The sequence below is a fragment of the Chryseobacterium sp. TB1-D10 genome, from assembly GCF_059803555.1.
Window position 1 is genome coordinate 91,830 of record NZ_JAPFHB010000005.1, and the last position, 13,839, is coordinate 105,668.

Here is a 13,839-nt window from a genome sequence, read left to right on the forward strand (position 1 = left end):
AATCTTATAAATATAGCTAAAGTATTTTGTAAGTCATAGTATATTTCAGATCACTAGTGTAAGCAGATTATTATTAAAACAAAGTTAGAGGGGGGGAAAGGATCACCTAAATTAAATACTCTGCCTCTGGTGCTTAGAATACGATTTAAATAGAATAAAATATAGCAATTTAAAGAATTTATTCATAATTTTGTAGCGTTGAAAAATTTGAGTAAACATATCAGCTTTGTCATTTTATTGTGTTTGGGCTTTTTCCTAATGCCAAACATAACCTATGCTTGTGCTAAAAAAGCAGTTAAGACAGAGCAAAAGTCCTGCTCAAAAGAACAATCCAAAAAATCAGAAGATAAAATCAGTTGCAAGGACAAGTCCTGTGAAAAATGCAACGATGGTCACGGCTGCAACGGTAAATGTAAACACAGTTCTTGCAAATGTAGCATTTCTTCATCTTCATTTGGTTTACCAATACTTATAGATATAAAAACAGAAAACCAGTTTGCAGAAATTAAAACGCAAAAATTCGGTTTCAAGCAAGCCTATTATTCATCGGGCTTCCATTCCTTTTGGCAACCGCCTAAAATAGGTTAAAAAGATGGCTTGTACGCCACAGTTATGTCTTGTCGAAAGCTAATATTAGTTTTCGTAAAACTCTCTATCCCTTAATAATTTAAAAAATTCAAAATGAAGTCAATATCAAAAATATTGATGGTAATCACCGTATTACTATCAGCCATAAGCAGTTTTGCCCAAATTAAAAATGCAAAAACAGAAACAGTGAAAGTATATGGTAACTGTGAAATGTGTAAAACCACAATCGAGAAAGCAGGAAATGTAAAAAATGTAGCCACAGTAAATTGGAATAAAGACACCAAAATGGCTACACTTAAATACGATGATAAAAAAACAAGCCAGGATGAAATACTGAAACGTATTGCTTTAGCAGGGTACGACAATGAAAAATTTTTAGCACCTGATGATGTTTATGCAAAGTTATCAGGTTGTTGCCAGTATGACAGGGAACTAAAACCAATTGCCACATCTAAAGATGCAGGTATGGATATGAAAGCTGATCACGCTAACCACAACACCAAAGAAATGCCAGCCACAAATATGGCAACTACCCAAAATGAGCCACAACTGAAAGCTATTTTCGATAACTATTTTTCAGTGAAAGATGCTTTGGTAAAAACTGATGCAGGCACTTCATCTGCAAAAGCTGCTGAATTATTAAAGGCAATAAAAGCTATAGAAATGACAAAACTTTCCAACGAAGAACATACCGTCTGGATGAAAATAATGAAAGATTTAACTACTAATGCAGAAAAAATTGCTGTGGCAAAAGATGTTAACAAACAAAGAGAATTTTTCGCTTTACTGGCTAACAATATGTACGAATTAGCCAAAGTTTCAAAACAGGAAACACCTGTTTATTATCAGCATTGCCCAATGTATAACAATGGCAAAGGTGCAAATTGGTTAAGTAAAGAAGAAGCCATTAAAAACCCGTATTACGGTTCTCAAATGCTCACTTGTGGCAGTGTACAAGAAACTATTAATAACAAATAAAAAAAATGTTATGGAAAGTATGAAAAATCAACACGGAATGCAACATACGCAAAAGAGTGCAGAAAATGACCATAATAATTCTTTAGCAATGTACAAACGCTTTGCTGTAATGGCTGTTGCAATGTTTGTAGCAATGTACTTTATTATGTATGCTATGATAGACGGATTTGATAATCTTATTCCGAACATCAATAATTTATATATGACCCTGCTGATGATTTCGGCAATGCTGGTTATTGAATTATGGATAATGAAAGGAATGTATGAAAACAAAAAAATCAACTGGTCAATCATTACAGTTTCCCTTGCAGTTGGCATCTTTTCTTGGTTTGGTATTCGAGAACAATTATTTGTTGGTGATAAGGAGTTTGTAAAAGGAATGATACCACACCACGCAGCGGCAGTACTAATGTCCGAAAAAGCAAACCTTACCGATCCCGAACTAATACAGTTGCAAAAAAACATACTCAGAACCCAAGCACAAGAAATAGAATTTATGAAGCGGAAGCTAAATGAATTTGAAAACAAATAAATAAGATAAATTCTTTTAATGATATCAAAATTTAAATAAAATGAAAAATATAATTTTCTCAGTCATTACATTAGTAACAGTTGCAGCGGCAACAATTTCCTGTAAGCAATCTTCCAATAATAATAGCGACCAGCAGGCCGATGATAGCACAGTGATAACTAGAACCCAAGATTTGTCGACAGCAACACAAAATGATACAGCGCCTTCCGTTACTTCAAGAGATACAGTATCTCAAAAGATGGAAAAGTCTGCTTCAAAAGAGCAGACACAAAACTTCTCTATTGAACCAATTGTAAAAGATTATCTGGTTTTAAAAAATGCACTCGTTGCAGATAATGACAAAGTAGCTGCTAACGCAGGGAAGCAATTATTTACAACTATAAACAATGTAGATATGAAATCAATAGCCGCAAACAAGCATAAGGAGTTTATGGACATTGCGGAGAGTGCAAAAGAAAATGCTGAGCATATTGGTGACAACGCGGGAAAGATAGACCACCAAAGAGAGCATTTAGCAATGTTGAGTAAAGATGTTTCAGACCTTATCGTATTGTTTGGCACAACTCAAAAAGTTTATCAGGACTTCTGCCCAATGTATAATGATGGTAAAGGTGCTGTTTGGATTAGCGAAGCTAAGACAATAAAAAATCCTTATTACGGTAGCAAGATGCTTACTTGTGGCTCTGTAAAAAAAGAGTTCTAAATGAAGAGAGTATTAAAGATAATGTTGGCAATAGTGCTGTTTATTTTTATTGCAATACAATTTTATCAACCTGCCCTTAATGTAAATAAAGGGCAGGTTTACACAACCGATTTTTCGAAAGTTTATACAGTTCCGCCGAATGTGCAAAACATCTTACAGAATGCCTGTTACGATTGTCATAGCAACAATACCAATAATGTTTGGTATTCCAACATTCAACCAATTGCGTGGCTGATGAAGAAGCATATTGATAATGGCAAAGAAAAATTAAACTTTAGTGAGTTTGGCAGTATTACTAGTCGAAGGCAAATAAGTAAATTGAAAGGAATAGCAAACCAAATTAAAGACGAACAAATGCCTTTAGCTTCTTATAAAATAATGCACAGAAATGCACAGCTTTCAATGGAGCAAAAAAAAATGATAGTGGATTGGATGAACAAAACAGCAGACAGCCTTTCAACAGAAAATTAAATACAATGCGAAAAATTAAACAAATATTAATCAGCATTTTTAAAGCAATCTTTATTCATAAACAGGATTGTTGCAAATGAAATTATTTATATGGAACATCAACATACAGAAAATAAAGAAACCCGTGCAGGGCATAAAATGAGCAATATGCATCATGGAGCAAACCCATCAATGGAAATGGCAGGACATAACCATCATGCCATGATGATAGCCGATTTTAAAAAAAGGTTTTATGTCGTGCTCATCCTAACCATTCCAATCATGTTGCTATCAACCATGATACAACATTTTATAAAAGTTGATTGGCAGTTTGCAGGTTCGCAATACATACTCTTTGCATTGTCAACCGTTGTGTTTTTTTATGGCGGCTTTCCATTTTTAAAAGGATTGGTTGACGAAGTAAAAGCAAAGAACCCCGGCATGATGTTTTTAATCGGCTTCGCCATAACAGTTGCGTACATCTACAGCGTTGCAATTGTGTTTGGGTTACAGGGCATGGATTTCTTTTGGGAATTGGCAACCCTTATACTCATCATGCTTTTGGGGCATTGGATAGAAATGAAATCTGTTGCAGGTGCATCAAAAGAATTAGAATTATTGGTGCAGTTAATGCCAGCCGATGCACACATGGTAATGCCCAACATGGTGCATGATGTAAAAACCGACACACTAAAAGAGAACGATATTATTTTAGTAAAGCCAGGCGAAAAAGTAGCAGCAGATGGAATAATATTAGAAGGCGAAAGCTACCTGAACGAAAGTATGCTTACAGGCGAAAGCAAACCAGTACAAAAAGTAAAAGGCGATAAAGTAATTGCAGGTGCAATCAATGGCAACGGTTCTATAAAAGTTACCGTTACCCATGCCGCAAAAGACTCTTACTTATCACAGGTTATCAAATTGGTAGACGATGCACAAAAATCAAAATCACAAACGCAGCTATTAGCAGACAAAGCAGCAAGATGGCTTACGATTATAGCATTGGTTACAGGCATTGCCACATTTTTATATTGGTATCTTACAGGGCAATCATTGGCTTTTGCAATGGAAAGAATGGTAACCGTAATTGTTATTTGCTGCCCTCATGCTTTGGGTTTGGCAGTACCATTGGTTGTTGCAAAATCAACAGCATTATCAGCTAAGAATGGTTTACTTATTAAAAATCGTACAGCGTTTGAAAATTCAAGAAAAATAACCACTATCGTTTTTGACAAGACAGGAACATTAACTGTAGGAAGATTTGAAGTGTCAAAAATTGTTTCGCTGCAAAAAGAGTTCAATGAAAATGAAATCATTCGCCTTGCGTCTGCATTAGAACAAAAATCAGAACATCCCATTGCAACAGGCATCTTGCAAAAAGCAAAAGACCTATCGATCACCGTTCCTGAAACGGAAAACTTTAATGCCATAACAGGCAAAGGGGTTGAAGCAACGGTTGAAGGCGAAAAAATATTGGTAGTCAGTCCGGGATATTTAAAAGAAAATAATTTAGCAATTCCCGAAGGCTTTAATGCCAACGGTACGGAAACGGTTGTGTTTGTAATCGTAAATAATGAGTTGGCAGGTTATATTGCTTTGTCAGATGAAATTCGACCTGAAGCTGCCGAAGCAATAAAGACCTTGAAAGAAAATAATATCAAATCTATTTTACTTACCGGTGATAATAACAAAGTAGCAAAAAGTGTAAGCGATGTTTTGGGTATGGATAGTTTTATTGCCGAAGTATTACCACATCAAAAATTAGAAAAGATAAAAGACCTGCAAAGCAATGGCGAATTCGTAGCTATGACAGGTGATGGCGTAAACGATGCACCAGCACTGGCAATTGCAGATGTTGGTATAGCAGTTGGCAGCGGTAGTGATATTGCAGCCGAAACCGCAGGTATTGTTTTAGTGAACAGTAACCCTAAGGATGTTGTAAATCTTATTTTATTTGGCAAAGCCACCTATCGTAAAATGATACAGAATTTAATTTGGGCTACGGGTTACAATGTAATCGCATTGCCTTTGGCAGCAGGTGTTTTGTACAAGCAAGGCATATTGTTAAGCCCAGCCGCAGGTGCGGTTTTAATGACGGTTAGCACAGTCGTAGTTGCAATCAATGCAAGTTTTTTAAAAGTAAAAAAATAAAATGAAAAAGATAACATTAATAATATTCATCGTTGCAACGTACACCTGTGCACAATCACAGGATATGAAAGGTATGGATATGACTAAAAAAGAACAGGTTCAACAGGCAACTTATACTTGCTCGATGCATCCCGAAATTCACGCCACAAAACCAGGCAACTGCCCAAAGTGTGGTATGAAATTGATAAAAGAAAAGGCTAAAACGGTAAAGCAGTCATCAAACAAAAAAAATGATGAAATGCAGATGCCTCCAAAAGAGCAGCCGAAAAAGGTGGACAAAATGAACAATATGTCTATGCAAAAAGAAAAGCCTCAAACCGTAAAAAGAATTGTAAACACAAAACCTCCAAAAACAGTTCGATACGAATTATATGTAACAGATACACTAGTAAACTACGCAGGGAAAGAAAAGAGAGCTATTGCCGTAAATGGTCAAATACCTATGCCTGCACTCACTTTTACAGAAGGCGATACAGCCGAAATTGTCGTACATAATCAATTAAAAGAAAGTACATCATTGCATTGGCATGGCGTTTTTTTACCCAATAAAGAGGATGGTGTGCCTTGGCTTACACAAAAACCAATTAAGGCGGGCGATACTTATACCTATCGTTTTCCGATTATCCAACATGGCACGCACTGGTATCACTCACATTCTGGTTTGCAAGAGCAGATTGGTATGTATGGTAGTTTTGTGATGAAAAAGCGTGAGGATGATAAAACTTTTAGAGAAGGAATAGATGATTTGCCTACTGTACCCATCATTTTAAGCGAGTGGACAAACCTCAATCCCAATAACATTAATCGGATGTTACATAATGCCAATGATTGGGCGGCTATTAAAAAAAATGCTACACAATCATACGCAGAAGCTATCAAAGAAGGTCATTTCAAAACAAAAGTAACCAACGAATGGAAACGTATGTTGGCAATGGACGTAAGCGATGTATATTATGACAAAATTTTAATCAACGGAAATCATACTACCGATTTAAAAAATGTTGATGGCAAAACGCTAAAAGCAGGAGATAAAGTAAGATTACGAGTGTCAAATGGTGGTGCATCCTCTTATTTTTGGTTGCGATATGCAGGAGGTAAAATTACCGTAGTTGCAAATGACGGCAATGATGTAGAACCTGTGGAAGTAGATAGATTAATCATTGCAGTATCAGAAACATATGATGTAGTTGTTACGATTCCTGAAGATGGAGTTTCTTATGAGTTTTTAGCTACTACTGAAGACAGAACACAATCGGCAAGCTATTTCGTAGGTAATGGCATCAAACAACTCATTTCACCACTTCCTAAATTGAAATATTTTGAGGGAATGAAAATGATGAACGATATGATGAAGATGAACGGAGATTTGGACGATATGGGAATGAAAATGAGCTTGAACCAAATGGATATGAACGTAGTAATGTATCCTGAAATCACAGGAGATAGTAAGCAGAAAGAAGACCATAGCCAACACAATATGAATATGAATATGGAAAATGATCCCAACCGTTACAATGCAAATGCTTTGGGAGAAATTAAAACCCTTAATTATGCAATGTTACAATCTCCTTCCAATACGGAACTTCCTAAAGATGCTCCAGTAAAAGAATTGAAATTTACCCTTACAGGAAATATGAACCGTTATGTGTGGAGTATGGATAATAAAATACTTTCAGAAGTTGATAAAATACCTGTAAAAAAAGGAGAAATTCTACGAATTACCATTCATAATAACTCAATGATGCGACACCCGATGCACTTGCACGGCTTTGATTTTAGAGTTATTAATGGCAAAGGTGAAAAATCTCCACTTAAAAATGTTTTAGATATAATGCCGATGGAAACTGACACTATTGAGTTTTTAGCAAACGAAGAAGGAGATTGGTTTTTCCACTGTCATATCCTTTATCATATGATGTCAGGAATGAACAGGGTATTTGCGGTTGATGATTATCAAAATCCAAATTTGCCTGACAAGAAACAAGCATATAATATGTTGCAAAGAGAAAGCAATATGCCTCATTTTATGGCACAAAATGATTTTGCAACTAACGGAAATGATGGTGACGCAATGCTTCAAAATGCAAGATGGAGTTTAGGTACAGAATGGCGTTTAGGTTATAATGATATGCACGGCTATGAGATAGAAACTCATTTAGGAAGATATATTGGTAAAATGCAATGGTTTATGCCATTCATCGGTTTCGACTGGAGGTATCGTAAAATGGGTATGGATGAACACGAAACCAATTTATTTGGTCAGAAAAATGAAAAAGATACACGTAGAGCCATTAGTTTAGGTTTTATGTACACTTTGCCAATGTTAGTGAACTTTCAGGCAGAAGTCTATCACGATGGTATAGTACGTCTTTCCTTAATGCGTGAAGATATCCCCATTACAAAAAGGTTGAGAGCAGGTTTTATGGTCAACACCGATATGGAATATATGACAGAACTAAAATATATTATCAATAAAAATGTGGGCATTCGTACACATTATGATAGTGATATGGGATGGGGAGTAGGCTTATCTCTTAATTACTAAAATAAATTCAACAACCTGCTCGTGGTGTTGAAATAGTTATTAAGATTCATCTTGAATCTTTGTAATATAATACAGATATGTACGCATATCTGTATTATATTTATGAGCAATATTTTATGTAGGAATACAGCCTCTTTTCCGTTCTGGAGCAAATTATAAAACAGGAAATAATGTATGTTTTTTAAAATTGGTATCTGGATCGGTTGTCTTTTTTCTATAATAATTTTATAATGAATTTATGGTATTGTAGAATTAAAAATTTATTCAAAATTGAACCCTTAAAGTAGCAAAATGAAAATCTTAATTATTGAAGACGAGAAAGAATTAGAAAAAAAGTATTGCAGAATATCTTTTGGGAGAAATTAATCTGTGAATTTGCGCTCACTTTCAGTGAAGCAATAGAGACGATAGAAACGTTCCAGTATGATTGCGGACTCTTGGATATTATGCTACCCAAACGGTAATGGATTTGCTATTTTAGAAGAATTGAAAGAGAGAATAAACAAGATGAGGTAATCATTATTTCAGAGAAGAATGCTCTGGATAATAAAAATAAAAGGATTATTTCTAACTCACCTAATATATAGCAGATGGGAAAGTAATTAAAATAATTGATTATGTGCTGATTGCATAGTATATGCGAAAAAAATGCACCCATTATTTGGAAATTATTAAAAAATACATATATTTGCACCAGTAAAAACGACGATCTTTTGATTGTTTAAAAAAGTGACCTATTCGGTGACCTCTTAAACAAGAGAACAATATAAAGCTTATGGATAGGACTTTTTTGAAAAAATAACAAGTCCCGTCCGGATCGCAACTACAATATCAAGTAGTACAAAAGCTTTAAAACATATGTTTTAAAGCTTTTTTTTGTTTTATGTCGGTTCAAATAGAACTTAAAAAGCACAATCTTCAAGTGACTTATTGGAGTAGGTTTAAGATGGTCACTAAAAATTCAGACAAAACTTGTTCAGTTTAGCACCTTAAGATCCTTATCCATTATTTCGGTAATTTCAGCAACGATTTATTGAAGGTCTTTCATTAATAAAATCACACTTTGTTTTAGTTCAATAGTTTCAAATACCGAAATCTGAAATACCATTATTTTAATTGGTTTTATATTTCGCCATTCTATAATTTCTAGGTGAATCTCCGAATCTTTTTTTGAAGTGCCTGTTGAAGTTGGATAGATTATTAAATCCAGTTCTATTAGCTATGTTTTCAATGTTTTCTTCTGTTTCTAAGATTAATTTCTGTGCTTTTGACAATCTATATTCCAACAGATAATCCGTGAATGAGCGTCTTGTCCTCTGAATAAAAAACCTGGAAAAAGATGTTTCAGTCATATGAACCAAGCTTGATAGTGAAGATATTTTTATAGGCTTATGGTAATTATATTTTACAAATTCGAAGACTTTTAAAAGCCGCATTGATTCAAGTGGATTAAAACCCTCTGTCCCATCTTCCAAAATATTACTTAAATTATCAGACGTAGAAAGAATCTCAAGGATCTGTACTAAAGAATACCATCTCTTAAGTGATTTAAAATATTTCATTTTTCGCATGAGGTCAGAAATTTTTTCCTGCTCGATGCCGGTAATATCAAAAGCTCTTTTGTAGTTCTTAAGAAATGACAAAATAGATTTGAACTCAGGAAGATATATAGAGTCACCAAATGTATCTAGTGAAAAATGAATAACAATAGATTTGGCCTTCAGCTGTTTTTTTCTCTGGTAGTACTTTTCATCACTTTTGTAGGTATGCGGTATATTACTGCCAATAAAACAAAGATTTCCAGGGCCAAAATCTTCAACATGATTGCCGATGTGGCGTTTCCCCGTACTAGAAATTACCAAAACGATCTCAAATTCCGGATGATAATGCCAGGGCGTAGGAAAATAATCATATTCGAAATCTCGATAAACAAATGATTCATCTTCAGATTTGGTGAGATGTTCTAATGCCGGAATAGCAGAAATATTCTTCTTATTTTTCATCTGTACATGACATATAAATACAATATTAAGGTATAATCATATTGCTTGATAGTGAAATTGTAATTTTCTGACATAAAAGTATTAGTTTACAACATAATAATATCAGTCATAAAATTGATATTGATATAATTTTATCAAAGTCAACATTTGAATTATAGTTCTATTCATTTTCTCAATTAAAATTTTAATGAAACGTATCAGTATTTTATTATTGTCAATCAACTTCTTTGTAGCATTTGGTCAGAGTAAGAAAGATATCTTTATCGATGATCTGATGAAAAAGATGACTATCGAAGAAAAAATAGGCCAATTAAATCTTATTTCCCCTCCCGGAGATATCCAGACGGGTGCTGCGGTAAGTTCCGACGCAGAAAATTACATCAAAAAAGGTAAGCTTGGAGCTGTACTCAATATGACAGGTCTCAGCCGAATCGAAGAAACCCAGCACATTGCTGTGGCAGAGTCAAGGCTAGGGATTCCGCTTATTTTTGGATTGGATGTCATTCACGGTTATAAAACTGGTTTTCCTATTCCGTTGGCGCTTTCAGCTTCTTGGAAACCTGAATTGGTACAAAAAGTAGCAACAATCTCAGCGAAAGAAGCAACAGCAGATGGAATCACCTGGACCTATTCACCGATGGCAGATATCGGAAGAGATCCACGCTGGGGTCGTGTAGCCGAAGGTGCGGGTGAAGACCCTTTTCTTGCATCCAGAATTACACAAGCTTTTGTGAGAGGTTATCAGGGAAGCAATCTATCTGATAAAAGCACTTTACTGGCTTGTGTCAAGCACTTTGCACTATATGGCGCATCCGAAGCAGGAAGAGATTATAACACGGTTGATATGAGTCTTCACCGGATGTATAATGATTATTTTCCGCCTTATAAAGCTGCTATTGATGCAGGTGTTGCTACAGTTATGACATCCTTTAATGATATCAATGGTATTCCTTCTACTGCTAACAAATGGCTTCTTACAGATGTCTTGAGAAAACAGTGGGGATTCAATGGATTTGTAGTTACAGATTTTACAGCAATTAAAGAATTAATTGCTCATGGCCTTGGAAATAACCAGCACGTGTCTGCCAGAGCTCTGAAAGCTGGAACAGATATGGATATGGTGGGAGAATATTTTCTCAATACGCTTAAAAAATCATTAGACGAAGGCAAAGTTTCCGAAGAAGATATTAATAAAGCCTGCAGGCGGATATTGGAGATGAAATATAATCTTGGTTTGTTTGATGATCCTTACCGTTATATTGACGAGAAGAGATTGAAAACAGATATTCTCACGCCTGAACATCGTAAAGTTGCAAGAGAAGTTGCAGCGCAGACTTTCGTTTTGATGAAAAATGAAAAGCAAACATTGCCTTTAAAAAAATCAGATAAAATAGCTTTCATAGGACCATTGCTGGATGACAAGGCTAATATGCCCGGAACATGGGCTGTCGCTGTTGATTATAAGGAATCAATAACACTGAAATCAGCGCTGGAAGAACTTCCGGAAAGTGGCAATTATTTATTTGCAAGAGGTGCCAACCTTACAGAAAATTTAAGCCTTGAGAAAAATTCTTATATTGAGTTTACAAAAGAAAATCCGAGACAATCTCCTGAAAAGCTTTTGAAGGAATCCATCGATATTGCTAAAAAAGCTGACAAAATAGTTTTAATATTGGGAGAAGCTTCGGAAATGACGGGCGAATCTTCCAGCAGAACAGATATCAGGTTTCCAATAAATCAGTTGGAGCTGTTGAAAGAACTCAAGAAATTAAGGAAACCTTTAACCGTAATTTTGTTTACAGGCAGACCTTTGGATCTCTCTGAAATGGTGGATTTGCCAGATGCTATTCTTAATGTCTGGTTTCCGGGGACTGAAGCGGGCCACGCCATTGCTGATGTTTTGTTTGGAGCAGTAAATCCTTCCGGAAAATTAACAATGACCTTTCCACGCTCACTTGGCCAGGTTCCGATTTATTACAATCATAAAAATACCGGTCGCCCATTGGAGTTTACAGACCATCGATTTGAAAAATACAAATCCAATTATCTTGATGAAAGAAACGACCCTTTATTTCCTTTTGGATTTGGACTGAGCTATACAAAATTCGAATATGGTTCAATTAATCTTTCAAAAATTCAGATTAAAGGAAATGAAACATTGAAAGCGAGCCTCGTCGTCAAAAACTCAGGAAATTATGATGGTGAAGAAACTGTTCAGCTTTACATCCGGGACAAAGTCGCCAGCATTACAAGGCCGGTAAAGGAACTGAAAGGTTTCAAAACCGTTTTCCTTAAAAAAGGAGAAAGCCAGACTGTAAGTTTTGATATTACGCCGGAACTTCTGAAATTCTACAATGAAGAATTAATTTTCGATTGGGAGGAAGGCGAATTCGATATTATGATAGGAACCAATTCTGATAATGTAACCACAAAAACCGTATTATGGCAAAAATAAAATTTAAAATCATTGTATTTCTTTTGAGCTCGTCATTGTTTTATTCACAAAAACCAAATGAGGCCAATGTTTCTGAAAAAATTCCTGTATCAGGTGTGAAGAAAGGGCTTTCGGATGAAGAGCTGATGGAAACCGTACAGAAACAGACATTCCGATTTTTCTGGCACTATGGACATCCGGTTTCGGGAATGGCAAGAGAGCGTAGCAACACGGTTAAGTGTAATTACTATTGGGATTATATCAATGAAGCTTGGGACGAGCCTAATCTCAGCAAAGGAACTTTCGGACCGGAAGCTATTGCAGTCGGCGGAACAGGCTTTGGGATTATGAGCACGATTGCAGCTGTCGAGCGCAAGTGGATTTCGAGGGAAGCCGGTCTGGACAGGATTATTCAGATCGCTGATTTTCTCACAAAGGCAGACCGATTCCACGGAGCTTTTCCGCATTTTATGGATGGTACTACTGGAAAGACTATTGCATTTGGCAGGTTGGATGACGCTGCAGATTTGGTGGAAACCTCTTACCTGATGATGGGATTTTTATGCGCAAGAGAATATTTCAATCAAAATACCGTCAAAGATCTTTACCTTAAAAAGAGAGTCAACGAAATGTGGGATGCCATCAACTGGAAATGGTTTACCAACAATGAAAAGAAGCTCTACTGGCATTGGTCGCCAACGCAAGGATTTGATATGAATTTCCCAATCTGGGGCTATAATGAAGCACTGATCACTTACATTATGGGTGCGTCCTCCAAATGGCATCCGATTCCGAAAGAAGCTTATGACGGTTCCTGGGCTGGTGCAACAACATTCAAGAACAAGACAAAATATTATGGCTACGAATTGCCGCTTGGAAATTATGAAGAAGATAAAGGTGGTCCGCTTTTCTTTGAACAATACACTTTTCAGGGCATTGACCCGAGAGGACTCAGAGATAGTTTGAATATTGCCTATGAAGTTCAAACGAGAAATCATACGCTAATTAACAGAGCCTATTGCATCGAAAATCCGAAAAAACATGTTGGTTACAGTGAGAGATGCTGGGGATTGACAGCAGGTGATAGTTACAAAGGCTATGTAGCACATAGTCCGGCGACAGATTTGGGTGTGATACAGCCTACAGCAGCCATTTCCTCAATGCCTTTTACGCCAAAGGAAAGTATGCAGGCAATGCGTTATTTCTACGAAGAACTAGGCGATAAAATCTGGGGAGAATATGGCTTTCACGATGGTTTCCACCTTGGTAAGAACTGGTCTTCCAATACTTATATCGCTATTGACCAAGGGCCGATTATCGTGATGATAGAAAACTACAGAACCGGGCTTTTTTGGAAATTGTTTATGAACATCCCGGAAATTCAGAATGGACTTAAACGTCTCGGTTTTACCTCAAAAAGTCCGATCATCAAAAAATAGAAACCTTAATCTATAC

Annotated in this window: 10 protein-coding genes; 9 read left to right on the forward strand and 1 reads right to left on the reverse strand. The window is 36.0% G+C overall.

The window, feature by feature from the left end; genetic code table 11:
- Positions 1-274: 274 nt before the first annotated feature.
- From OPU68_RS08415 to OPU68_RS08445, 7 genes are all read left to right on the forward strand, one after another.
- The gene (locus OPU68_RS08415) at positions 275-475 is read left to right on the forward strand and encodes a hypothetical protein (RefSeq protein WP_028123599.1); all 201 of its coding nucleotides are present in this window, start codon (positions 275-277) and stop codon (positions 473-475) included.
- A gap of 206 nt (positions 476-681) precedes the next feature.
- A complete protein-coding gene (locus OPU68_RS08420) occupies positions 682-1,566 on the forward strand; it encodes a DUF3347 domain-containing protein (RefSeq protein WP_498473547.1) in 885 nt (294 codons plus the stop codon).
- Positions 1,567-1,576: 10 nt separating this feature from the next.
- Complete coding sequence (locus OPU68_RS08425; RefSeq protein WP_028123601.1) at positions 1,577-2,098, forward strand: DUF305 domain-containing protein; 522 nt, start codon at positions 1,577-1,579, stop codon at positions 2,096-2,098.
- A 40-nt stretch (positions 2,099-2,138) separates the two neighbouring features.
- On the forward strand, positions 2,139-2,801 hold the full coding sequence (locus OPU68_RS08430; protein WP_028123602.1) for a DUF3347 domain-containing protein: 663 nt from the start codon (positions 2,139-2,141) through the stop codon (positions 2,799-2,801).
- Entirely contained in the window at positions 2,802-3,272 is a 471-nt protein-coding gene (locus tag OPU68_RS08435) for a heme-binding domain-containing protein (RefSeq protein WP_028123603.1), read from the forward strand. It abuts the gene before it with no gap.
- 90 nt (positions 3,273-3,362) lie between these two features.
- Positions 3,363-5,402, forward strand: coding sequence for a copper-translocating P-type ATPase (locus OPU68_RS08440; RefSeq protein WP_498473548.1), 2,040 nt, complete (start codon positions 3,363-3,365; stop codon positions 5,400-5,402).
- A gap of 1 nt (position 5,403) precedes the next feature.
- On the forward strand, positions 5,404-7,947 hold the full coding sequence (locus OPU68_RS08445) for a multicopper oxidase domain-containing protein (protein WP_157450500.1): 2,544 nt from the start codon (positions 5,404-5,406) through the stop codon (positions 7,945-7,947).
- 1,112 nt (positions 7,948-9,059) lie between these two features.
- On the opposite strand, the gene OPU68_RS08450 is transcribed toward OPU68_RS08445, so the two are convergent.
- On the reverse strand, positions 9,060-9,950 hold the full coding sequence (locus OPU68_RS08450; protein ID WP_498473549.1) for an AraC family transcriptional regulator: 891 nt from the start codon (positions 9,948-9,950) through the stop codon (positions 9,060-9,062).
- Between the two features lie 187 nt (positions 9,951-10,137).
- Between OPU68_RS08450 and bglX the strand changes: the two genes are divergently transcribed.
- Positions 10,138-12,405: a beta-glucosidase BglX gene (bglX, locus tag OPU68_RS08455; protein ID WP_498473550.1), complete on the forward strand. Its 2,268-nt coding sequence runs from the start codon at positions 10,138-10,140 to the stop codon at positions 12,403-12,405.
- Entirely contained in the window at positions 12,393-13,823 is a 1,431-nt protein-coding gene (locus OPU68_RS08460) for a glucoamylase family protein (protein WP_498473551.1), read from the forward strand. The genes bglX and OPU68_RS08460 overlap by 13 nt, the downstream gene beginning before the upstream one ends.
- Positions 13,824-13,839: the final 16 nt, after the last annotated feature.